The organism is Lactococcus cremoris subsp. cremoris KW2, from assembly GCF_000468955.1.
Taxonomy (GTDB): domain Bacteria; phylum Bacillota; class Bacilli; order Lactobacillales; family Streptococcaceae; genus Lactococcus; species Lactococcus cremoris.
This window is the reverse complement of sequence record NC_022369.1, coordinates 671,078-695,375: the sequence shown is the minus strand read 5'-3', so window position 1 is coordinate 695,375 and position 24,298 is coordinate 671,078. Positions and strand designations below refer to the sequence as shown.

Genomic DNA, 24,298 nt, shown 5'->3' with positions numbered 1-24,298 from the left:
ATCACCGATTGTCAGTGATTTTTCTCTTATAATTTTTTATTAAACATTCATCATTTTTACTGACGAAGCTGTCAGTAATTTTTGAATGGCTGTCAGTGATTCAACTTTCATGTCAGCTTTATCTTGGTTCATTCCAAAACGTTTATCTTCAATGGCCCAAACAGTTGCATCAGCTGATTTACCTGCCTGAATTCCTTTTTCAGAGTCTTCAATAATCAAGCTTTCTGTAGCTTCTACTCCTAATTCTGACATTGCGGTCAGATAAATTTCTGGATTTGGCTTAGTTTCTTTAAAGTCATTTCCTGAAAGGATGACATCAAAATAAGAACGAAGCTGATGAGTATCCAACATTTGATTAATATCAAGCATTGACGAGCTTGAAGCAAGGGCAATTTTCACTTCTTTTTGACGCAAAAAAGTTAGAATTTCTTGGACATCAGGAAATAAAAGTTCTGCATAGGGCATCGGGTGATTGATTTTAAAATCCTCATAATCGGCTTGCAACTTACCAGCCGCTTGTTCATCAAAGTCGTCACGCAAAATCCGAGGCCAAATATCTTTCATATTTCCCCCAATAAAATCACTCGGGCTTAAATGATTGATTGAAATCCCGTGTCCGCCAAAAAATTCTTCTCGGCGTTGTAAATAATAGCGTTCAGTGTCCACAAGGACACCATCCATATCAAAAATCACTGCTTTAAATTTCATAAAACCATTATAACACAGTCCATAAGCATGGTTCAATAGACTCCGTCAAAAGACATTTTAAGAGTTGAATAAAACAGTTGACAAGACAACTAATTTTAGCTATATTATATTGAGATGGAGGTTATAAATGAAAGATAATCAATATGAATATCAAGGAGTACAGTTTATCGGAAAGCTTTCTTCTGAGATTTATCGCAGAGGTTATATTTATTTTACAAAACGTCTTCTCCCTTTTGGAATCAATTACATTCAATTACTTTGTTTGATTTCTTTATATATCAAGGACAATCAAAGTCAAGAACAAATCACTGATGATTTGAGCATTGATAAATCAAGCGTACATCGGGCAATTAGAAGCTTGATTGAAAAAGAATATGTAGTGAGAGTTCGGGACGAACATGATAAACGAGCTTACCGTGTTTCACTGACCAAAAAAGCCAGAGCCATTCAAAGTCAGATTGAAGAAATGACAAAAGAAAGAGAAAACTTACTCTCAGAAGGAATTGATCCTAAAGAGAAAGAAATTGCTTTTAAAGTTTTGAATCAAATGACACAAAAAGCAAATCAAATTTATGAAAAGGAAAAAAGAAAAAATGATGAAAAAAAATAAAAAAGCCATTGTATTAGGTGGTGGAGGACATTTTGGTATCGCTTGGGAACTAGGTTATTTGAGAGGTTTGGAAGAGGGAGGACTACCAATCAGAGAAGCTGATATTTTTGTTGGGACTTCTGCTGGCTCACAAGCCAGCGTTATCGTTACTTCTGATAAAGATTGGGACTTAATCTGGAAAGAGCAAATTGAAAAAGAGATTACTGAAATCACTCCAATTTCTGATGAAAAAATGGGAGAGCTTTTCAAAACCTTTGAAAATATTGCACAAACTGCTCATTCAGCCGAAGAATGGATCACTGCTGAGGCCGAAATTTCTAAACAAACAAAAGCTTTTATCACTAATCAAGAACGTTTAGACATGCTAAAAGAACGTTATGGTTCAGGTCAAGCTTCTTGGAATAATAAATTGCGAATTGTAGCAACCAGCATTGAAGACATCAATCGAAAAGTTTTTGATGAAACTTCAAATGTGGATATCTATACAGCCTTACAAGCAAGTGCTGCTTTACAAGGTGTCTGGCCTTCAGTCGAAATCAATGGAAAACACTTTTTTGATGGCGGTTCTTTCTCAATGGAAAATCCTGACCTTGTCAACGATGCTGATAAAATGATAGTGCTTTCTACTGGTTTACCTGTGGCGGTTCCTTACAAACTGGATGAGTTACTCACTCAACTGGAAGAAAAAGGAACGCAAACCACTTTAGTTCTCCCATCAGAAAAAGTTATGAATATTTTAAAAGCTTTTCATTATAATACCGTAGAAGCAAAAATGCGTCCTACTGTTGCTGAAGCTGCCCGTGAACAAGGACGTGCTGATGCTCCTTTTATTAAAAAGAATTGGTGATAATTTTTATGAATTCATAGTCAGCATTTTCATGCTATCTTCTAAGGGAAACTTACTTTGGAATTTTTCTAAATGTAAGTTTTTTATTTAATCGTGCAACATCGCTTATTTATTGAATACTCTCCAAAATAAAATGAGTTATTTATTGAAAATTATCTGAAAATTAGCTATAATAAATCAATTTATAATTTAATTTAATCTTGAAGGGAAGGTAATTTTAAGTGAAAGTTGCAAAATTTGGGGGTTCATCACTCGCATCAGCTACTCAGATCAAAAGAGTTTTTGATATTGTCCAAGCGGATAAATTAAGAAAATTTATTGTTGTTTCTGCACCAGGAAAACGTTCGGGGGCTGATACTAAAGTTACTGATGCTTTAATTTCTTATTATAAAGCTTACAAAACAGCCGATGATAAAGGAATTCAATATTATCAAAATTGGATTATTGCAAGATTTCGTGAAATCTATGATGAACTTGAGCTAAAAAGTTCTGTCATTGATGAAATTGCGGACAATATCCACAACTTAGCTCATTTAGATTTGGAGAACGTCTTTACTTATGACACTTTTTTAGCTGCTGGAGAAAATAATAACGCTAAATTAATTGCTGACTTCTTTACTCATTCTGGCTTACCAAGTCGATATGTTCATCCATCAGATGCTGGAATCACTGTATCTTCTGACCCAGGAAATGCTCGCTTACTTGGAGGGGCTTATGAACATATCAAGTATCTTAATGACCTTGAAGAAACCCTAATTATTCCCGGATTTTTTGGCGTTACCAAGGAAGGCGAAGTCTGTACTTTTTCTCGTGGGGGTTCTGACATTACTGGCTCAATTATTGCAGCTGGTGTGAGAGCTGAACTTTATGAAAATTTCACAGATGTCAATGGAATTTTTGCCGCGCATCCCGGAATCGTAAAAAATCCAGCTTATATCGCTGAATTAACTTATCGTGAAATGCGGGAGTTGGCTTATTCTGGTTTTTCTGTCTTGCATGATGAGGCCCTTGTCCCTGCTTATCGTGCCCGTGTCCCTCTGGTTATTAAAAATACGAATAATCCTGAGCATCCAGGTACAAAAATTGTCGTGCAAAGGGAAACAAAAGGTTCTCCCGTAGTCGGAATTGCTTCATCTAGCGCCTTCTCTTCTCTTTATGTCAGTAAATATCTGATGAACCGCGAAGTAGGATTTGGACGAAAGGTGCTTTCCGTTTTGGAAAATTTAGGTGTTCGTTTTGAACATATGCCCACAGGAATTGATGACATGTCTATCATTATTAGAAGTCGTTATTTGACTCAACCTATTTCCAAAGCCTTAATTTCAAATCTCACCGAGTCCCTTCATCCTGATGAAGTTTATATTGACCGTGATTTCTCAATTATTACCATTGTAGGTGAAGACATGAAAGAACATGTCGGTGTCACAGCCAGGGCTACTGCTGCACTTTCTAAGCAAGGTATCTCTATTGCAATGCTTTCCCAAGGTTCAAGTGAAGTTTCTGTGATGTTTATTGTCAAAGAAAAATATGAGCAAGAGGCATTGAAAGCCATTTATTCAGCCTTTTTTGATTAATTATTTAAATAAAAAAAATAGCTCTAAGAGCTATTTTTTTATTCGTTTATTTTTTCCACAGTTTCCAATTTCTCATTGGAAGTTACACGATTAGAAAAATTATTTAGTAAATCAGGCACATCAATTCCCATCGTTCCTAAGACATCAAGTCCTTGTTTTAAACTTTCTTGTGACATTCCGAGAATTTTTGAAGAACCTTCGCCACCATAGATATTGATTGAATCAACAGCTTGAAGATTGCTTGAGACGCTAGCAACAACATCTGGGAGAATTTCGAGTGCCATGTTCAATTTGGCTGCATCATTCATTTTTAGCATTGCTTCCGCTTTTTTATCAATCGCTTCCGCTTCGGCAAGACCTTTAAGACGAATAGCCTCAGCCTCAGCTTTCCCGGTAGCTTCAATGGCTGTGGCTTCAGCTAAGGCAGTCACTTCACGTTGTTTCGCGGTTGCTTTAGCAGTCGCTTCAATGGCTGCCGCTTCGGCTTGAGCTCTGACTTCACGCTCACGAGCGTCAGCTTCAGCTTTAGCAATTTGAGCAGCCTTAGCTGCTTCCGCTGCTTTAACGACATTAGCTTCATTTTCTTGAGCTTTACGGAGTACTTCTTGTGTTTCTAAGTCCGTTTCTCTTTGTTTCTTAATTAATTCAACCTGCATTTCTGCTTCGGTTGTTTCTTTTTTAGAAATCGCTTCTTGAATGGCATAAGCTTGGTCAGCAGAGGCTTGAGCTTGGTCAGCTTGTGCTTTGGCTTCGGCTGCAGCAATCGATTGTTCTTGCTCATAGTGGGCAAGACTGATTGCTTTTTCCTTTTGCGCATTGGCAACTTGTGTAGCAGCAAGAGCTTCGGCTTTTTGAGCATCTTGGTCAGCTGCTGCTTTTTGAATCCGCGTTTCCTTATCCGCATTAGCTACGGCAATCGCTGCTTCTTGTTGAACACGGGCTACTTCTTTAGCACCCAATGCTTTGATGTAGTTTTGGTCATCACGAATGTCATTGATAACGAACGAAACAATTGAAAGTCCCATTTTTGATAAGTCAGTACCAGCTTGGCCCTGAACCTCTCCTGAAAACTTATTACGGTCTTCAATTAATTCAGAAACTGTCATTGTTCCGACAATTGCCCGAAGATGTCCGCGAAGTACTTGGTCGGCCATAGCGTCACGTTGTTCATCTCTTTTACCTAAAAATTGCTCGGCAGCCGTCGCAATATCCTGCAAAGTCGAACCTACTTTAATCATTGCTGTGGCTTCAACCGTTACTGGAATTTTATCTTTTGATAGCACTTTTTCGGTTTTAATGTCAATCGCAGCAGATTGCAGACTGAGGTATCGGGCATTTTGGAAAATGGGTAAAACAAATGTTCCAGAACCCCGAACGACTTTCAAGCGATTGCCTTGTGAGTCTTTATTGACTCCTTTTGAACCTAGGCCAGAACCATAAACGATAAGAGCTGCTTGAGGTCCAGATTTTTTGTAATTGGCAGCGATAATTCCTAACAATATCAGGATAATAACAATCACTGCAATTGCCAAAATGTAAAGTAGTGGCATAATTTCTCCTTTAGATAATAAATTTTTATTTATTCCAGCAATTTTTAAAGTTATTGATTGCTAAAAAATCGTTTGTTTATAAGGAATAACATAAGCAATTCCAGACTTACTTTCAATAATTAAAACTTCTGCACCTTGTTCTATCTGATCAATCTTATCTTTTGACGATAAATAAATTTTTGCTGGCATCGTCTTACGGGATTCATTGACAAAGGTTGTCATGACTTCACCTGTTGCTTCTTTTGAACTGATTGCCGTTGTCAAAATTCCTGTCAGTAAATCTTTTTCATCAGCATTATATTTCTGATCGGATACTTTATTGAAGAAGGCCATTCCTGGAAGTAATAAGACCGTCAATAGGATAATGAGTACAATTATAACCAAAGTAATAATAATAAAAATCATAGTCTTATTCTCCTTGAAAGCGTTTTGTTACACTTTATTAATATTATAACATTTTATAATGCCTATTGTTAGTGTAAATTACCTATTTATTTAGTTTTATGTTTTTTCGCAGCGACTCTTTTTTGCCGTTCAAGCTCTTTTTTTATTTTTCCTTCTGGAGCAAATTTTTCTTCCCAATCTTCCGGCTTCAAGACCTTATGGGTCACTGGGTCAAAATGTGGACGGCCATCTGGGAAAATTTTACCCATATTTGCTTGATGGACAGCATTAAAAATTTCATAAGGGTCAATTCCAGAAAGGACGAGCGAGCCATAAGTGAAATAAAGTAAATCAATCATCGCATCTACTTGTCCAGTTAAGCTGTCTTCTTTGTGTTCTTTCGACTTGACCTTATCTGCCGCTTTGTCCACTGCTTGGTGTAAATTTTCGACTAATTCTGTGAATTTTTCTTGATTTCCATCAGCGGAAGCATAGAGAAACTCAACAATCTCTTCAACTTTAAAATCAGCACGGAATCCTGCTTCTGTTGGCGGAAAAGCTCTTGGAACTTCTTGTGTTTTGCCATCCATTAGACGATGGAAATCTTTAACTTTATTAAAATTTTGATCTTTTGATACAAAATCTTTTTCAACTGAATAATGAATTAAACCATGGTAGGCAAGAGCTTTAGCAATTCCATCTTGGTTATTGGTATCCGTAACATAAGTCGCAACTTTTTTTACCTCGGCTACAGCATTCCCCATAGCAATCCCATAACCCACACCAGAAATCATTGTCAAATCATTTTCAGAATCACCAAAACACATCACTTGTTCTAAGTTAAAACCAAAGCGTTCGCCTAAGCGCTGAATCCCTGGCAATTTTCCTCCTGATTCCGAAATTAAATCAACAGAATAGGGATTACTTCTGGTAACCAAAAGTTCTGGAAAGGCTTCTTGCAAACGAGCTGTTTCATTTCTTGTAGCTACCATCATAGCCTGATATATAAATTCTTCTTCGTTATCCGCCAGTTTTGAATTTTGTGGTAAAACGCGGCGAATGACATGTTTGAAACTGTTTCTAGCGACTCCGGATGTTCCAGAGGGCAAGACTCCTGATAGAAAGCTTGCTAGCCGCGTTTCTCCAAACTTTAACAAGCCTGAACCGTTCACACCATGTGCCGTCCCTAAAGAGATATCCGAATGATTTTCTGTCGCATAATCCATTAATTTCTTTAAGGTTTTTTGTTCTAAAGGATTTTGGAAAATGACTTCTTTGGGGGTGAATATATACTGACCATTATAAGTGACTGCAAAGTCTAAGTCTAAATCCTCTAGCAAAGGCATCACAAAAGCAGGCCCACGTCCTGTGGCAATTCCAACAAAAATATCTTTTTGGCGAAGCTCTTGTATGGCTTTGCGGGTACTCGTTGCTACTCCACGGGTTGAAGTAAATAGGGTTCCATCTAAATCAAAAAATACTGCTTTTATATCCATCTCTCAAATCTTTTCTAGCTTTGATACAGCTTTCATTTATTATCTAAATTATACAGTAATTTTAAATCTATTTCATTTATTAGTTATTTTTTTCTGGAGTAAATTTTGATATAATGCTAGTGCTGGCTTTTATATGAAGTCTATAAATTTTTATATTTAAATTTTGTTTATTATAGATAGATAAGGGAATAATGATGAAAAAAATCTTAATTCTCCACACTGGTGGAACAATTTCGATGGCGGAAGATGAAAATGGTCATGTTTCCCCAAATGCAACAAATCCAATGAATGCTGTGAATATGCAATTTGATGAAATCGACTTGGTAACAGAAGATATTTTTAATCTTCCAAGCCCTCATGTTACTTTAACAGATATGTTGGTTTTAAAAAATAGAATTAAAAAGGCATTTATTTCTGAGAATTTTGATGGTGTGGTGATTACTCATGGAACTGACACCCTTGAAGAAACAGCCTTTTTCCTTGATACGACTCTTTCTCGTGGCAAACCGATTGTCCTAACAGGTGCTATGCGCTCAAGTAATGAATTGGGGACTGACGGAATTTATAATTTACTGACAGCCATTCGTGTTGCTGCTGACAGTAATTCAAGTGACCGTGGGGTACTTGTGGTAATGAATGACGAAATTCATTCCGCTCGTTATGTCACTAAAACGCACACGACTAACGTGTCAACTTTCCAAACTCCGACGCATGGTCCTGTCGGTTTACTGACCAAAAATAAAATTATCTATTTCCACAAAGATAGTGAAAATCAACATTTGGATGTGGCAACAGTTCATGGAAATGTACCGATCGTCAAGGCTTTTGCCGGAATGACTGGTGAAATTTTAGATTTATTAGATTTAGAGAAGTTAGACGGAATTGTCATTGAAGCATTAGGTGCTGGAAATCTCCCACCTATTGCTAGCCAATCACTGCAAAGACTCTTGGACGCTAAGGTTCCTGTTGTTCTTGTTTCTCGTTGTTTCAATGGGATTGCCGAACCAGTCTATTCTTATCAGGGTGGCGGTTCACAACTTTACGAAGCTGGCGTGATGTTTGCTGACGAAGTGAATTCTCAAAAGGCACGAATTAAATTGATTATTGCCTTAAATGCTGGTTTGAAAAATTTATCAGAATTACGTCCTTTTTTGGAAAATTAAATAAAAATTACTGACAAAAGAAAGAATCATCAGCTGACTGATGATTCTTTTATTTGCCGATTTAAAGCTCTTTATTCAATCGCTACTGACAGAATCGTCAGCTCTGTTGACAATTCCTTTATTTGCCGATTTAAAGCTCATTATTCAATCGCTACTGACAGAATCGTCAGCTCTGCTGACAATTCCTTTATTTGCCGATTTAAAGCTCATTATTCAATCGCTACTGACAGAATCGTCAGCTCTGCTGACAATTCCTTTATTTGCCGATTTAAAGCTCATTATTCAATCGCTTTAAACTGTCAGTAGATTTATTTCAAGTTATCTTGTAACTCTTGCCAAATTTGTTGGTTTTCTTCTAAAGAATATGAATTGGCACCTGAGGCTAAAGCATGTCCTCCACCGTCATGTCTTTTAGCAATTTCATTAATCGGTGTCACTTTTGAACGCATTCTCACTCGGAAATGTCCGTCGGCTTGCTCGACAAAGATTGCCCATGATTCAATTCCTCGAATATTTCCTGGTGTCGAAACAATACTTGAAGTTTCAGCGTCGCGTAAATCAAATTTTTTCAAAATTTCTTGAGTTAATAAAACTCGAGCAGCTCCATTTTCTGAAACTTCCATATTTTCATAAACAAAACCTTGCAAACGGGCAACTTTCATATCAAATGACGACATTTCACGTCCTAAAGCTGGGCGGTCAAAGGGATATTCAGCAAGTTTTGAAGCTACTTTTAAAGTATTGGGCGAAGTTGCTGGATATAAGAAACGTCCAGTATCTCCAATAATTCCGGCATAAAGGAGACGCGCAGCTTCCTTATTCAAATTTAGACCATTTTCAAATGCAAAATCAGCAACAATTTCTGATGCTGAGCTTCGTTCCGGCTCAACTAATAATAAATCGCCATAGGCATCGTCATTCGGATGATGGTCAATTTTAATCAAAAAATCAGATTTTTGATAGCGTTCATCATCAATTCTTGGTGTATTTGCTGTGTCACAAACGATAGATAAGTATTTTTCATCTTCTCTAAGTTCAATCGTATCCATTTCGGCCAAATAGGTTAAGGTTGGTTCATCATAACCGACCGCATAAATTCTTTTTTCTGGAAAATTTTCTCTTAAAATAGCCCGCAATCCTGCCTGGGAACCAATAGCATCTGGATCTGGATTTTTATGTCTGTGAATGAGAATTATCTCATAGGCTTTAATTTTTTCTAAAATTTCGTTCATTTTTTCCCCTTTTTTAATCTATCAAATGAAAAATAAGTTTTAAGTCTATAACTAATGGAATGGACAGCAAAACTGACAATTCTGTCAGTAATTTTTAGGTTAATTGGACATTAACTAAAACTTTGGCAACGATATTATTGACGTGGTAGATTTCACAGTCGACCATTGCTCCAATTCGTGTTTCTCCAATTACCTTAGGATAAATTTCCAAGACATTGTCAATCGCCGCAGCCCCCATCATGTGCATGTTTAAGGATTCAATGATAATATTACGACGGCGTCTTTTGGTAAAGACCCGTTGAACCACTTGGCTGATGAGTTCTGCAAAAACACCATTCGCAATCGTTCCCACACTATTAATCATAAATGGTTCAACAGTCAAAGTATAAGCCGAACCTTTTTCTACCAGACAGTTGGCAATATTATCACTGAAAGTATGGGCCACTTGACTCTCTTCTTGAGCTTTTTGAAGACTTTGCAGAAGGTCTGATTTTGTAATAATCCCCGCATAAGAATAATTTTCATAGACGACAGGCATCATATCATAGCCTTCATATATCATTTTTTGCGAAACGCTAGCCACAGTCATGCTTGCTCTAGCAACATTTGCTCGAGTCATTACTTTATTTAAGGGTGTATCATTTTTTTTATTAGTGACATCACGCATGGCAATGACCCCAACTACTACATTATAGGGATTAACCACGGCAAAACGACTATCATTCGTTTTTTTCACTAAATCCAAAAAATCTTTTACGGTATCTTCTTCTCGTAAAGTTGCTCTTTTTTGATGAAACACATCTCCAACAGTAATGACATCTTTTTTGATGAGTTCATTGGCTAAAGCATGACTAATCCGATTGGCCACTGTAAAAGTATCATAAGAAGTTCGTAAAAGGGGTATTCCTAACTGATTAGCATAATCCACAACCTCTTGGTCGACATCAAAGCCCCCTGTCACTAAAACGGCATTTTGTTCTCTTAAAGCTAAATTTTGAATTTCTTTTCGGTCCCCGACAATCACTAAGCCATTGGGCGATAGATAGCGTTTAAAGGATTCTCTTTGCATTGCCGAAATGACAAATTTACTGAATTCAACTTCTAAACCGGCAAGTCCTCCCAAAACGTCCGCATTCGCTACTTCTGCCAACTTACCAAAGGTCAAACGATTGGCAACTTTTTGGCCTTTAACTGCTACTCTAACAGTTCCCGAACGGTCATTAACAGCAACTAAGCCAAGTGTTTCTGCCTCTTTTATCGCACGATATGCCGTTCCATCAGCGACTTTCATACGATTGGCAATCCCACGAACACTGACTTGTTTGCCAATTTCTAACCCTTCAATATAACTTAATATCTCTTCATGCTTTGACATAAAATCTCAAATTTCCCCAATCTCTGATTTTTTTCGATAAATTTCATAGTCATTTTTTCTTTGCTCATACTGTTCAAAATTTCTTATTTTTGCACTATATTGGTTGCTTCCTTTAAATTTTTTGACCATTTGATAGCCTGATTTAAGGGCAACTTTTTTTGAAGCTGGATTTTCTTTATCAATCAATAATTCTAACTTTTTCAGTGCAAATTGTTCAAAAGAAAATTCTGTCAGTACTTTTAAGGCTTCTGTCAGTAATCCTTGATTCCAATAATTTTGATTCAAAACATAACCAATCTCTGCTGACTGATTTTTTTCAGAAATTTTCACAAAATGAATATCACCAATCAGTTTATGTTCTGCTTTCAATTCAATTGCCCATTTTCCTAAGGGATTTTTCATATAATTGTTGGCAATCGCAAAGCGAGTTTCTTCAAGAGAAAGATGTGGCGCAAAAACAAATTTGAGATTCTCAGGATTTCCAGAATAAGCAAACATCTCCTCGGCATCGCTCAGCACAAAAGGACGCAAGATGAGTCGCCTTGTTTCAATAAGCCTGAACTCGGCCAATTTGACATAAATATTCATGATGCTCCCTTTTTTGATGATATTCTTTCATTAATTATACCACACTCGGCAAGCCCATATTTGAAAATTATGACCTTTTGGGTGACTTCATTTTTTCATGTCCCCAAATGCTTGGCAAAAACAAGTTCAATTCATCCTGAAGTCAAAAAATAGTTAGAAAAACTATGAAAGAAAAAGCTCTTTAATTTAAGGAACTTTTGTAATTTTGGGGCTCAATGCTCCCCTCATTTAGTGAGCTATGTTATAATTTCTATGGTAGAAAAAATGAAATATATAAAAAACGATTTAATATTAAAAAACCCATTGTCCTTTTGGGCAAATTTTCCAGAAAGTGAACGTTTCTTTTGGTTTGACCCACAAAAAGAAGAGTTTGTTATTGGTGCGGAACGTCTAAGAGCTGTTGACCCTGATAAGGATAATTTATCTGACATTCCTTATCTTTTCCACAGTCAGACTTTTTTTGATGATGTCAAAGGAGAACTATGGAAAAATTTTGGGAGCGAAACGATTGCTTTCAAGCATTATTTTGTTGCCAACAAAAAAACTTCTTATTATCTCACTTGTGATCCTCCAAAAAATATTAGCGAAATCCCTCTTACTAAGATTAAGCACCAAATCAGCGAAAAGCCTTCTGACTTTTCAGACTGGGAAGAACTTTTTCAGGCCATTTCGCAAAATTTTACTGACGGAAAAAGTAAGAAAATTGTAGCTTCCAGAGAACTTGAATTCCTAAGTCAAAGCCCTTTTGAGCTCGAAAGTATCCTCCAAAATCTTCTTGAAAATAATCCTAATACTTTTATTTTTGCTTATCAAAAAGAACAAAGAATTTTTCTTGGTGCCTCACCAGAAATCTTAGTTCAAAAAAATGGCAATCAGTTGTTGAGCTATGCTTTAGCAGGCACCTTTCCTAAAACAATGGAAAATGCGGGCGAAAAATTACTGACAGACCCTAAAAATCTTTTAGAACATGAGATTGTTGTCCAAAAAATCAAGAAAAATTTGCTTGAAAAAGCCGAATCGGTCAAAGTTGGTCAGACGGGTTTAATGGAGCTAAAAAATGTCTATCATCTTCGGACCTTATTGACCGCAAAAAGTTCTAAAAGCTCGCTCATTGATTGGGGAAAACATCTTCACCCAACGCCGGCATTAGGAGGTGAACCGCGACATGAAGCACTCACTTTTCTTAGAAAACATGAAAAGCATGAACGTGGACTTTACGCGGCTCCTCTTGGTTTGATTGATAATGAAGGCAACGGAACATTAATTGTTGGCATTCGTTCAGCTTTAATAAATGAGCAAAAACTTTATGCTTATGCTGGCTGTGGAATCATTCCATCTTCTGATGCTTTAGAAGAATTTAATGAAACCAAGGTAAAATTAAAAACGATTTTAGAAGCCTTATGACTTCTATTTAGAATATCAATCCATTAGAAAAGGACACAATCATGACCAATGAATATTTAGCTCCCTTTGTTGATGAACTTTTCAATCTCGGAGTACGTGAAGCTGTCTTTAGCCCTGGCTCACGTTCAACGGCTTTAGCCATGCTTTTTGAAGAATATAAAAAATATGACACTTATGTCAATATTGATGAACGTTCGGCCGCTTTTTTTGCACTCGGAATTGCTAAGGCAAATCGTCGACCAGTTGTGCTGGTTTGTACTTCTGGCTCTGCTGCTGCTCATCATTTTCCAGCTATTACTGAAGCAAAGATGAGTCGTATCCCACTCATTATTTTGACAGCTGACCGACCAGCCGAGCTTCAATTTGTTGGAGCGCCTCAAACGCTTGACCAAACCAGATTTTTTGGAAATTTCGTCAATCATTTTGAAAATCTTGAAGCCCCCCAGCCTCAAGCAAAAAACTTTTGGACTTATCCGCGAAAAGTGGCTCAACGCGCCTTTTTATCTGCCCTTGACCAGATGGCTGGACCTGTTCAAATCAACGTTCCATTGCGCGACCCTTTAGTTCCCGAATTAAAGAGTGAAAACTATGAAAAAGGACGTTCTAAACTGCCTTTTAAATTCTTTAAAGGACAACAAAGCGCCTTTTTTGATGAAGCATTACTTTCTTCAAAAACACTGATTTTGGCAGGAGCCAATTCTGCTGAAAATTATTCAGAGTCACTTTTAAAACTTGCCGAACACTTAAAAGCTCCCATCTTGGCAGACCCTCTTTCCAATCTTAGAAATCACAATTCTCCTTTTGTCATGGATAGCTATGATGCTTTTTTGGCAAATGATGACTTGAAAACTGACTTAAAAGCGGAGTCTATTCTCCTTTTTGGTCAGATGCCTGTTTCTAAAAGATTACAACAATTTATTGCCCTCAATGACGATGCAGAATTTATTCAAGTAGACCCTGCTTTAGCTTATCGCAATCCAAGTTTAACAACGACAATCATGGTCCAATCCAATGTCGCAACTTTTGCAAATTCTATCCAAAAAGTGAATCAAGACTTTTCATATTTGGAGAAATGGCAAAAGGCCCAAGAAAAAATGCGTCATCAACTTGAAAAAGTGACTCAGGAAGAAAATCCATTTGAAGGACGTTTCGTCCAAGAATTACAAAAACATTTGAAAGCACTTGACGCTCAACTTCTTGTTTCAAATAGTATGGAAATCCGCGATATAGATTATTGGTGGAAAAAGGAAGATTCCAAGGTCAGAATCTTAGGAAATCGTGGTGTCAATGGCATTGACGGAACCGAATCTACAGCGCTTGGTATTGCTACAACCGGAAAACCAACGGTTTTACTGACAGGCGATTTGTCCATGCTCCATGACTTAAATGGGCTAATTATTGGTAAAACGCATGAACTTAATCTGACAATCGTTCTTTTCAATAATGATGGTGGCGGAATTTTTCATCATTTAGCGCAAAAAGGCGTGCCAAATTTTGATTATCTCTTTTCAACCCCGCATGGCTTGAATTTTGAGGGCTTGGCTGAATTGACAGGTTTAGATTATCATTTGGTCAGTAATTATGCTGATTTTGGTCAACAATTTGAAACTTCTATCCGTCAACCTGGCATTCATCTTTTGGAAATTAAAACGGACAAAGATTTAAGTTTGGCTTTGCATAAAAAATATACTGCTTATGAAAATTGATAAAAAAATAATGACGATTGCGGGTCTTGATTATGCTGTCAGTATTTGGGGAAGTGGGAAAATTATTTTTGCATTGCATGGTTTTTCCGAAAGTTCAAGCACTTGGCAGAAACTTAGTTTGACAGGTTACAAGATTGTTGCCATTGATTTATTAGGTCATGGTTCATCAGCAAAACCCGATACCCTTGCTCCTTACAAGCTTGATCAAGTACTGTCAGACCTTCATTTACTTTTCACACAATTTGCTGACGGAAAACCTTTTTCACTTTTGGGTTATTCAATGGGTGGGCGGCTTGCGCTCCGCTATTGTCTGACCTATCCGTCGGCTCCCGTTGAAAAATTAATTTTAGAGTCAACAGGACCTGGAATTTTTAGCATTAGTGACCGTGAAAAAAGACAATTTACTGACGAAGAGTTGGCTCAGAAAATTCTTCTGAATGGCTCTGAATGGTTCGCCAATTTTTGGGGAAATCTTTCACTTTTTAACTCACAAAAAAAACTGTCAATAAAAATTCAAAAAGAAATTTGGCAGCGACGCGCTAATAATTCACCACTAGCTCTTGCCCAAACTTTGCGGGGAACAGGTCAAGGTCAGCTGGATTATATCGGGGACAAGATTTCTTTAGTAAATCCTGAAATTCTCTATCTCTCTGGTGATTTAGATGAAAAATATTCAAAAATTGCTAAAGAAATTTTCGCTCCAAATTCTAATGTCACTTGGATTCCCGTCGCTGGCTCGGGTCATAATATCCACTTAGAAAATCCTGCCCTTTATCAAAAAATATTAGAGGAATTTTTGGCTTAGTCAAAAAGCTTTATGATATAATGGAAAAGTGATGCCTGTGCCATCCGTGCACTTGTCAGCAACATTCACTAGTCAAATAAATGAGTTTTTACAGGCAATTTGTCAGTAAAATCGAAATCTAATTAACTAGAATAAAAATAATTTATGTAAGTGAGTTTGTTCTAATCAGAATTATGAAACAAACCATATCTTATTTAACTGAGTTTGGTGCGTTAGAAAACTACGAAAAAAGATAAAATGGAACCTAGGCTATGCCCAGAACCTCATTTTTCTATCTGTGCAACAAGTTGCTACGCTGTCCATTCTCGCTAAACTGCTAAAGCAGTTAGTCGAAATGGCAATTTTCATAACTTCTAAACGCTCGCCCTCACATCTTAATTTTAACTGAGTTCACCCTCTCTGAAGTGAATGAAAAAAGATAAAATTTTGAACCTTCACTTTGTGAAGAACCTAAAATTTTCCTATTTTTCCTCACTTCAAAACGGTCGGGCTCACATCTTAAAGGAGAAATTATGTCAAAATTTAACTGGGTTGCCCTCAATCGTAACTACGAAGATATTATTTATGAAACTTATAATGGAATTGCTAAGATTACCATTAATCGTCCTGAAGTTCGCAATGCTTTTCGTCCAAAAACAGTCGTTGAAATGATTGACGCTTTTAGTATTGCACGTGATGACACAAATGTCGGTGTCATTATTTTAACCGGTGCTAATCATGGCAAAGGTGAAGATAAAGAAGCCTTTTGTTCTGGTGGCGACCAAAAAGTTCGTGGAAATGGTGGTTATGTTGGTGAAGACCAAATTCCTCGTTTGAATGTTTTAGATTTACAACATTTGATTCGGATTACGCCAAAACCTGTTATTGCCATGGTCAATGGTTTTGCCATCGGCGGAGGTCATGTTTTACATATCGTTTGTGACTTGACCATCGCTTCTGAAAATGCTAAATTCGGACAAACTGGTCCACGTGTTGGTTCATTTGATGCTGGTTATGGTGCTGGTTTGCTGGCGGCCATGGTTGGTCAAAAGAAAGCGCGTGAAATCTGGTTCCTCTGCCGTCAATATACTGCCAAAGAAGCAATGGACATGGGCATGGTCAATACAGTTGTACCTTTTGACCGTCTTGAAGAAGAAACTGTTCAATGGGCCGAAGAAATGCTCGCCCTCTCACCAATGGCCCTCCGTATGCTCAAAGGTTCAATGAATGCAGCGACTGACGGACTTGCTGGACTGCAACAATTTGCGGGAGACGCAACACTCATGTTCTATACCACTGATGAAGCCAAAGAAGGGCGCGACGCTTTCAAAGAAAAACGCAAACCTGATTTTGACCAATTTCCAAAATTCCCATAAACTTTTGAAAAATTGCTGATAAAGCGTCATTGTGGCGCTTTTTGTGATTTAAAGTTACTGACAGCTTTTTAAAATTATGAAAAATTACTGACAAGATTTCTGTCAGTAAAAAAATACAAATGAAGGGAAAAATTGAGTTCACTCACATCTTAAATAATGAAATGGTTAAAAAAACAGGCGGAACTTTATCCCCAAAAAGAATTTTTAAATGACTTTACTTTTGAACAAATCAATCAACGAGTGGATAAGATAGCAAGACATTTAGCTCCACTCGTCGCTAAAAAGACTAGAGTTGCACTCCTTTCAGAGAATTCGGTTGAAATGGCGGTCCTGTTGTTTGCCTTACTTGGTTTGTCAAAAGAAGTTCTTCTTTTGAATACACATCTAACCACATACGAACTGACTGAGCAAGTCAATGAACTCGAAATTGATAGAGTCTTCAGCTCTGATTTATTGAAAGAAAAAATGACTGACAGCATTTCTTTTTCAGATATTTTGGCAACAAAAGCTGAACCTGTAAGTCTGTCAGTCAATTTTCCTGACGAAAAAATCGCTGTCATCATGAATACTTCGGCGACTACCGGAAAATTTAAATCCGTGCCCATCACATGGGGCATGATTTCTAACCACGTCAAAGCTTCGCAAAAGACGCTCGGTGTTTACGAAGATGATAATTGGCTCATCATCTTACCTATGTTTCACGTCAGTGGATTATCAATCATCATGCGTAGTCTATACAACGCAACATCAGCCACAATTGTTGATAAATTTGATGAAAATCAGCTTCTAGAAGTGGTCAATTCTGGAAAAATAAACATGATTTCACTCGTTCCGACCATTCTGACCAGAATTGCCGACAAATTGAATGGAAATAATTTACGATTAATTCTACTTGGTGGTGAATTTATTCCTCAACCTTTAATCCAAAAATGCCAAGAATTAGCTTTGCCAGTCTATAAAACATATGGAATGACCGAAAGTTTTTCACAATCTGTTACTTTTAATATTTTAGATTTTCCAGATAAAACAAGCTCTGTCGGTCGACCTTTACCAGGAGTTAAAATTGAAATTCGCAATCCTGATCTTTCGGGCGTTGGCGAAATTTGGCTAAAATCTCCCATGCTGATGACCGCTTATTTAGGGCAAAAGCCTTATGGTACTGCTTTTGAAACAGGCGATATTGGCTATCTTGATAGGGATGGCTTTCTCTATCTGCTCAACCGCAGAAAAGATATCATCATTTCTGGTGGCGAAAATATTTATCCCAAAGAAATCGAAGATTTAGTATATTCTCTTCCTGAAATTAAGGAATGTGCCGTCGTTGCAAAAACTGATGCCAAATGGGGTCAAGTGCCGATTCTTTTTGTTTCAGGCAATATTTCCCAAGAAAAATTAGAAAACTTTCTCACTGAAAAGCTTGCAAAATATAAGCGTCCGCAGACCATCATTTTCATGGATGAATTGCCCAAAAACGCTTCTGGAAAAATCTTAAGAAAAGAGCTCAAAGCATGAAAATTGAAAAAATCACAATGTTTCATGTTCAACTCCCTATGAAATTTAATTTTAAGACCGCCAAAGGTTCCTTAAATCTCCGCGATACAATTATTATAAAAGTTGAAAGTCCTAAGGGCCTTTCCGGATTTGGTGAAGTTGTTGCTTTCACGACTCCTTTTTATACCTCAGAAACTTTTGCTGATTCTTGGAAAATTTTGGAAGAAACTTACCTGCCAGAAATTTTGCAAAAGGAATTCTCACACCCTTTTGGAATACATGAATTTTTTAGAAGTCCCTTACCAATGGCACTGGCTGGACTTGAAAATGCGCTTCTAGATTTGTATTTTAAAGAAAAAAATGAAAATTTGATTGCTGGACTTTTCAAAGAAAAATTAGCTGATAAAATCCCACGTGGTGCGGTTATTGGACAAATGTCTGACGAGCAAACCATTAAGCAAATTGACCAACTTATTAATAGTGGCGTCAAAAGAATTAAATTAAAAATTAGTCCACAAATTGGGACCGACTTGATTAAAAAACTGGTAAAAAGATATCCACAAATTACATTTGCTCTTGATGCCAATCGAAGTTTTCAGCTGACAGATTGGCCGGTCATCAAAGAACTGGACAAACTTGGTCTGGCTTGTATCGAAGAACCTTTCGATATCAAGGATTTATCCGAATTAAAATTACTGACAGAAAACTTCTTAACACCAATTTGCTTTGACGAATCCGTTCAAGATTTGGAAAGTCTAAAAATGCTGACAGAACTTCCTTTCAAAACCATGCTCAATGTGAAAATTGGTCGTTTAGGCGGACTTTACCAAAGTCAAAAAGCTATTGAATTTTGCAGACAGCATCAGATTGGTTTTTGGATTGGCAGTATGGTTGAGTCTGGCATCTCAAAAATACTCCATGTCCAACTCGCCGCGCTTTCTGGAAATGCTATGGCCGGTGATTTATCTGATTCTAAGCATTATTTTGACCAAGACCTAATCAAACCAGACATTTCTTTCCCAGAGGGATTTATGACTGTCCCTACTGGAGCTGGCATTGGCGTTACAATCAATGAAGAAATTCTAAATCGTTATACTGTAAATAAATGGAGCTTGCCCTCCTTGAAATGAACGAAAAAAGAAAAAACTGGAACCTGGACTTACAAGTGAATTTTACTTCGCAAATCCCTTCCACAATCTTGAAGCTCTGCTTCAAGCAGAACAACTTTTTTCCTACCTCCGCTCCGCTACGTTGTCTCTTTTGACAATGTCGCTAGCTACGCCGTCCATTCCAGCTAAGTACTGTTCTTCGCTACGCTCGAATGCCCATACCAAGTTGTCCGTTTTGTCAATATTGCTAAAGCAATGGACAAAAAGGCTCACTGTAAGGCGCTGAAGTGCCAACGAGAATCGCAAGTACTTGCTGGCAGGGCAAGCGTCAGCCAAAAAGGGATTTTTTATCCTTTCAAGACAGTCAGCCATAAACTGCCATCAGAGATATCAGCTTGTTGCTGTTCCTGAAGTCTATTCACTAAATGCCAAGGCCCTAGGGCGCCCTCATATCTTATTAAGGAGATTTTTCAATGAACATGATTGACCAACTCAATATCACAGATTTTCAAGTTTTTACTGACGAAAATTCTGACAAGTCTGTCAGTAAAATTTATAAATTCACAAGTAAAATGATCCTCAGCGATTTTCATGCTCAACCGCACGGCTTTTTAAATGGAGGTGCAAGTCTTGCCCTCGCTGAAATCACAGCTGGTATGGCAAGTAATGCAATCGGCTCCGGTCAATATTTTGCCCTTGGTCAAAGCATTAACGCCAACCATCTCAATCCAAAAAAATGCGAAGGTTTCGTAAATGTCCGCGGTCTTCTCCTCAAAAACGGCAAACGCAACCACGTTTGGGAAATCAAAATCACTGACGAAAATGAAATTCTCATTTCACAAATCACAGTGGTCAACGCCTTGGTTCCACAAAAAAATTCTGACAAATAGTCAGAGTTTTTTTACGCTATCCCGAATGATTAGGAGGCTTTCCGAAGAGTAATTTTCAGAAATTTCTTTCTCAATTGATTTAATCAAACTTCCCATTGCCACATTTCCCTTTTCAACTTGGTTAATGGCTACTGTTGTCAATTTAGGCGAGATAAATTCATCAAATTCTGCATCATCAACTCCTACTATCGAAATCTCTTTAAAAATTTGATTTAACTTTGCTGCCAAAATATCAGCAGTAGCATAAATTGCCGTAAAAGGCTGCTCCATCAAATAAACTGACACACTCTTCAAAATTTCCTGGTAGTCTGCACTTTTTGTCGTTGCAAACAAAATTTCGCCCTTAAAAAATTTATGAAAAGCATGATAACGTTTTTCAATAACACTTGGTTCTTCTTGATTAAAGTCAAAACTATAAAATAGAACTTCTTCATGCCCCATTTCTGTAAGATGATTAGCAATACTTTCTGAAATTTTTTCCTCATTGGTGCCAATAAAATTTCTTAACTTATCATCTAATTTTTTTGTATCTTCAAAATAGGTATCTATATAACTGACTGGAGTTAATATCGCTTGATCAATTTGCAAAAAGTCTTTATTTGATACCCCGACCACAATAAAACCAGCGAAAGCCCAGTTTCTTTGAAGCTGCTCAATTCCCTTTGCATTTTGGACGGTATGAACCATTGTAAAATAACCCTCCTCCTTCGCTCTTCGCTCAATCCCAGTTAAAACTGAAGAAATAAAAGGGTCGGTAAAATCTATGTTTTGAGATTTATTATAAAATAAGACACCGATTAATTTCGATTTTCCTGAACGTAAATTGGCTGCATTTTGGTTGGGAACATAATTATATTTTTTCACTAAAGCTTGAATTTTAGCTTTTGTCTCAGCCGAAACGCGTGAATCTTTCCCACGGATAACATTAGAGACCGTCATCACTGATACATCAGCCATTGTCGCAATTTCTTTTAAAGTGATTTTTGTCATAGTCTTCGTTTCTAACAAGAGGAAGCATTCACCTATATGTTTAAGTTTTCAGAACCTCTGTCATCCTATTATACAAAGCTTCCTCTTTATTTTCCACTGTAAAGTAATTCAAATAGACTATTTTGTAATTCTTGATTTTCAATTGTTTTGATAAAGGCCACTTGTTTTTCATGTTCTTCAATCAAAGAGAGCTGCTGTAAAATTTCATCTTTTTGCTCATAAGAAATTTCTGCAATATCTAATCTTCTAAACAAAGCAGTAGAAAAATTCCAATCGAAATTTTCTTCTTTTCCATTTAAATCAATAGAAAAATCTCCTCTTTTAGCAGATACAATTTCATGTTCCCCGTAAATAATCGTATGTTTGCGAGAACTTTCTTTTTTACTTGTAACTGTAAAAATTCCATTGACAAATTCTGCTTTAGTTTCGTTGTCATCTTCTAATAAAAGATACTCACCATCGGCTCCAGGAAATATTTTCCAGATTATTTCACTAGGAATTTCTTCTTTTTTTAGAGGATTTTTATCTAGTGGAATAATAGCTCCTGCTTTAGCGAAAACAGGCATTTCTGTTATTTCTCGATAAACTTTCAGGCTGACCTTCCCATCATAAGGTTGACCGCTAAAAAAATCATACCAAGTTCCTTCTGGAAACCAAACCTCCACACTTCCCATCTGTAAAAGAGAATTCATTTTTTCGGTAATTGGTGCTACCATAAGTTGTTCACCAAAAAGATATTGATTTCGATGCTGATAAGCTTCTTCTTCCATCGGATATTCATAGTAGAGTGGTTCAACAAGTGCTCTACCTTCAGAAGCTGTTATTAAATTGGCGCTATAAAGATATGGAATTAATTGATGACGAAGTTGTAAAAAGTCAATCATTGATTGTTCAATCACCGCATCAAAATGCCAGGGCTCTTTACTAGTGAATTCTGATTTTGAGGAATGAAGTCGATTGATTGGTGAAAATACCCCAAATTGCAACCACCTTAAACTGAGCTCCGCATCTTTGTAACCTTGCATGTGCCCCCCAATATCATGGCTCCACCAAGTATAGCCAATATTTGAAGCTGTACTCGTAAAATAAGGCTGAAAATCCAAACTTGCCCATGAAATGACTGAATCTCCCGAAAATCCTAAAGGATATCGATGACTCCCTGGTCCAGCATAACGGCTCAAGATGATATTATTTTTATGCTTCTTTTGAGCATTTTGATATTGATAATGATTGAGTAACCAAAGTGGGTCAACTCCTGATTTAGAGATTTCCCCTTGTTGCCAATCAATCCACCAAAAATCAACGCCTTCTTTTTCTAAAGGTCCATGAACCTCTTCAAAATAAGCTTTTCGAAATTTTGGATTGTCAAAATCAAATTTTGCTGCCTCTTCTAATTCTGTATTTAAATCAAGCGTTTGAGCAACCTGTGGATAAAGGTCTTCAAAAGCACGAATTCCATCAGCCGGATGGTCATTCAAAGTTACTTTCAGTTTTCTTTGATGTAATTCATCAATAAAATTTTCTGGATTAGGAAATAACTTTTTATTCCATGAATAGCCTGTCCATCCAGAACCAAAACGACTTGGAACCTCTGATACTTTATGCCAATCCATATCAATCACACTGACAGATAAGGGAACTTTCTTATCAGTAAATTTATCCATCAAAGCCAAATATGATTTATCACTGTAATCGTAATACCGACTCCACCAATTTCCCAGAGCAAACCGAGGAAGTTGTGGTGTATTTCCTGTCAGCTGATAAAAATCTTTCAGAGCTTGTCTATAATCCCGTCCATAAGCAAATAAATATAAATCAATTGTACTGACAGAATTACCAGCAATATCTCCTACTTCTGTCAGAACTTTTCCTTTATCCGCAAGGACTGCAAAACCATTTTTAGACATAATCCCATCCTCTAAAGGACATTCACCATCAATCATATCCAAGGTTCTAGTTGTTCCTTTTAAATTCCCATCAGATTTTTCACCAAAATACCAGCGATTTGAATAAACAGAAAAGTTAAATTTTACATCAGCAAATAAACTCGCATTTGTAAATTCTCCACCATTGTAATAAAGATGAACCGTTGAGGTGATAATTTCAATCGTCTCTTCTTTTTCAATGATATCAAAATTGACCTCAGAAAACTCTCGATTTTGTACCATTTGTGTCGTTCCATCTTCAAATTCACCTGTATGACTATACTCAATACGAATCAATTGCTCAGTCAAAACCGTGAATCTAGCTTTATCAAATTTTATAATATTATTATTCATATATTTACTTTCTAATTCACTGACCATCCTGTCAGTAGATATCTCACTATAATCTAATGAGTCACTCTTTCAATTCTGTCAAAAACTTGTTTAATCATGATTGAATTGACAAGATTAATCACAGAAAAACCACCAAAAGTTAAGAAATAAATCATTGTCAGTAAAGCGTACGGACTTGTAAAGCTGAAATAGATAATGAAACCATTAAAAATCAGTAAAAATAAACTTTGAAACCAATTTTGAATGCTTATCAACAGAAGATTATAAACTGTTTTTTTCAAAGAATTTTTATATCTTCCAATATAAGAAAATCCATAAACGATTAGTAAAGCAAGAATTAAAGTGCCTATAAAAGCTGCCGTTCTCATTAAAAACGACAACAATAGTGGCAAATGTCCCACTAAACGAAAATCACAGAATAAAATAAAAGTCAGCAAACTTAAAGTGGTAAAAAAAATTGTCGCTTGTTTAAAATTTATTTTGAAGCTTTTAAAATAATTCTTGACCACACTTCCTCTTTTTTGATGCAATATTTTTTGTAAACTCGTTTGCAAGGCGCAAAAACTCGCTCCAATAGTAATCACTGGAAGTGACGTTAAAATAAATAAAGTATTCAGGATTATCAAATCTGCAAAAAGCGCCATTATTCTCATCACTGAACTGTCAATATTTAATAGTTTTCCCATCTTATTCATCCTTTTTTACTGATAAAACTGTCCGCCACTTTTAATAATAAACCAGA

The 24,298-nt window shown here is 36.7% G+C and carries 22 protein-coding genes; 12 read left to right on the top strand and 10 right to left on the bottom strand.

Annotated elements, in window-relative coordinates:
* Positions 1–39: 39 nt before the first annotated feature.
* Positions 40–708 carry an HAD family hydrolase gene (locus tag KW2_RS03445; protein WP_041168689.1) on the bottom strand — a complete coding sequence of 223 codons (669 nt, stop codon included), beginning with the start codon at positions 706–708 and terminating at the stop codon, positions 40–42.
* 127 nt (positions 709–835) lie between these two features.
* Between KW2_RS03445 and KW2_RS03440 the strand changes: the two genes are divergently transcribed.
* From KW2_RS03440 to KW2_RS03430, 3 genes are all read left to right on the top strand, one after another.
* A complete protein-coding gene (locus KW2_RS03440; RefSeq protein WP_021036907.1) occupies positions 836–1,318 on the top strand; it encodes a MarR family winged helix-turn-helix transcriptional regulator in 483 nt (160 codons plus the stop codon).
* Positions 1,302–2,165: a patatin-like phospholipase family protein gene (locus KW2_RS03435; protein ID WP_021036906.1), complete on the top strand. Its 864-nt coding sequence runs from the start codon at positions 1,302–1,304 to the stop codon at positions 2,163–2,165. Before KW2_RS03440 ends, KW2_RS03435 begins: the two co-directional genes overlap by 17 nt.
* A 221-nt stretch (positions 2,166–2,386) precedes the next feature.
* Positions 2,387–3,739 carry an aspartate kinase gene (locus KW2_RS03430; protein WP_021036905.1) on the top strand — a complete coding sequence of 451 codons (1,353 nt, stop codon included), beginning with the start codon at positions 2,387–2,389 and terminating at the stop codon, positions 3,737–3,739.
* A gap of 38 nt (positions 3,740–3,777) precedes the next feature.
* On the opposite strand, the gene KW2_RS03425 is transcribed toward KW2_RS03430, so the two are convergent.
* From KW2_RS03425 to KW2_RS03415, 3 genes are all read right to left on the bottom strand, one after another.
* The gene (locus tag KW2_RS03425) at positions 3,778–5,289 is read right to left on the bottom strand and encodes a flotillin family protein (RefSeq protein ID WP_021036904.1); all 1,512 of its coding nucleotides are present in this window, start codon (positions 5,287–5,289) and stop codon (positions 3,778–3,780) included.
* A gap of 60 nt (positions 5,290–5,349) precedes the next feature.
* A complete protein-coding gene (locus KW2_RS03420) occupies positions 5,350–5,694 on the bottom strand; it encodes a hypothetical protein (RefSeq protein WP_011675709.1) in 345 nt (114 codons plus the stop codon).
* Positions 5,695–5,780: 86 nt separating this feature from the next.
* The gene (locus KW2_RS03415; protein ID WP_021036903.1) at positions 5,781–7,169 is read right to left on the bottom strand and encodes a Cof-type HAD-IIB family hydrolase; all 1,389 of its coding nucleotides are present in this window, start codon (positions 7,167–7,169) and stop codon (positions 5,781–5,783) included.
* Positions 7,170–7,363: 194 nt separating this feature from the next.
* On the opposite strand from KW2_RS03415, the gene KW2_RS03410 reads away from it, so the two are divergent.
* Entirely contained in the window at positions 7,364–8,332 is a 969-nt protein-coding gene (locus KW2_RS03410; protein ID WP_011835594.1) for an asparaginase, read from the top strand.
* Positions 8,333–8,372: 40 nt separating this feature from the next.
* On the top strand, positions 8,373–8,627 hold the full coding sequence (locus tag KW2_RS03405; RefSeq protein ID WP_021036901.1) for a hypothetical protein: 255 nt from the start codon (positions 8,373–8,375) through the stop codon (positions 8,625–8,627).
* Between the two features lie 13 nt (positions 8,628–8,640).
* Here the strand turns inward: KW2_RS03405 and KW2_RS03400 are convergent, their stop codons facing one another.
* The 3 genes from KW2_RS03400 to KW2_RS03390 form a co-directional block, all read right to left on the bottom strand.
* A complete protein-coding gene (locus KW2_RS03400; protein ID WP_011835596.1) occupies positions 8,641–9,564 on the bottom strand; it encodes a DHH family phosphoesterase in 924 nt (307 codons plus the stop codon).
* Positions 9,565–9,658: 94 nt separating this feature from the next.
* Entirely contained in the window at positions 9,659–10,939 is a 1,281-nt protein-coding gene (locus KW2_RS03395; protein ID WP_011835597.1) for a DRTGG domain-containing protein, read from the bottom strand.
* A 6-nt stretch (positions 10,940–10,945) separates the two neighbouring features.
* Complete coding sequence (locus KW2_RS03390; RefSeq protein WP_011835598.1) at positions 10,946–11,527, bottom strand: GNAT family N-acetyltransferase; 582 nt, start codon at positions 11,525–11,527, stop codon at positions 10,946–10,948.
* 264 nt (positions 11,528–11,791) lie between these two features.
* On the opposite strand from KW2_RS03390, the gene KW2_RS03385 reads away from it, so the two are divergent.
* The 7 genes from KW2_RS03385 to KW2_RS03350 all read left to right on the top strand — a co-directional run bounded on the left by KW2_RS03385 (position 11,792) and on the right by KW2_RS03350 (position 20,287).
* On the top strand, positions 11,792–12,931 hold the full coding sequence (locus tag KW2_RS03385) for an isochorismate synthase (protein ID WP_041168589.1): 1,140 nt from the start codon (positions 11,792–11,794) through the stop codon (positions 12,929–12,931).
* Positions 12,932–12,972: 41 nt separating this feature from the next.
* Positions 12,973–14,637: a 2-succinyl-5-enolpyruvyl-6-hydroxy-3-cyclohexene-1-carboxylic-acid synthase gene (menD, locus tag KW2_RS03380; RefSeq protein WP_021036899.1), complete on the top strand. Its 1,665-nt coding sequence runs from the start codon at positions 12,973–12,975 to the stop codon at positions 14,635–14,637.
* Complete coding sequence (gene menH, locus KW2_RS03375; protein WP_021036898.1) at positions 14,627–15,442, top strand: 2-succinyl-6-hydroxy-2,4-cyclohexadiene-1-carboxylate synthase; 816 nt, start codon at positions 14,627–14,629, stop codon at positions 15,440–15,442. Before menD ends, menH begins: the two co-directional genes overlap by 11 nt.
* Before the next feature lie 512 nt (positions 15,443–15,954).
* Positions 15,955–16,797 carry a 1,4-dihydroxy-2-naphthoyl-CoA synthase gene (menB, locus tag KW2_RS03370; protein ID WP_011675699.1) on the top strand — a complete coding sequence of 281 codons (843 nt, stop codon included), beginning with the start codon at positions 15,955–15,957 and terminating at the stop codon, positions 16,795–16,797.
* Between the two features lie 156 nt (positions 16,798–16,953).
* Entirely contained in the window at positions 16,954–18,309 is a 1,356-nt protein-coding gene (gene menE, locus KW2_RS03365; RefSeq protein WP_021036897.1) for an o-succinylbenzoate--CoA ligase, read from the top strand.
* Positions 18,306–19,418, top strand: a complete 1,113-nt coding sequence (gene menC / locus KW2_RS03360; RefSeq protein ID WP_021036896.1) for an o-succinylbenzoate synthase — start codon at positions 18,306–18,308, stop codon at positions 19,416–19,418. Before menE ends, menC begins: the two co-directional genes overlap by 4 nt.
* 452 nt (positions 19,419–19,870) lie before the next feature.
* The gene (locus KW2_RS03350) at positions 19,871–20,287 is read left to right on the top strand and encodes a PaaI family thioesterase (RefSeq protein ID WP_021036895.1); all 417 of its coding nucleotides are present in this window, start codon (positions 19,871–19,873) and stop codon (positions 20,285–20,287) included.
* On the opposite strand, the gene KW2_RS03345 is transcribed toward KW2_RS03350, so the two are convergent.
* The 3 genes from KW2_RS03345 to KW2_RS03335 form a co-directional block, all read right to left on the bottom strand.
* The gene (locus KW2_RS03345) at positions 20,288–21,277 is read right to left on the bottom strand and encodes a LacI family DNA-binding transcriptional regulator (RefSeq protein WP_080656292.1); all 990 of its coding nucleotides are present in this window, start codon (positions 21,275–21,277) and stop codon (positions 20,288–20,290) included.
* Between the two features lie 86 nt (positions 21,278–21,363).
* A complete protein-coding gene (locus tag KW2_RS03340; RefSeq protein ID WP_021036893.1) occupies positions 21,364–23,583 on the bottom strand; it encodes a glycoside hydrolase family 31 protein in 2,220 nt (739 codons plus the stop codon).
* Between the two features lie 26 nt (positions 23,584–23,609).
* Positions 23,610–24,251, bottom strand: coding sequence for a YesL family protein (locus tag KW2_RS03335; protein ID WP_051303725.1), 642 nt, complete (start codon positions 24,249–24,251; stop codon positions 23,610–23,612).
* Positions 24,252–24,298: the final 47 nt, after the last annotated feature.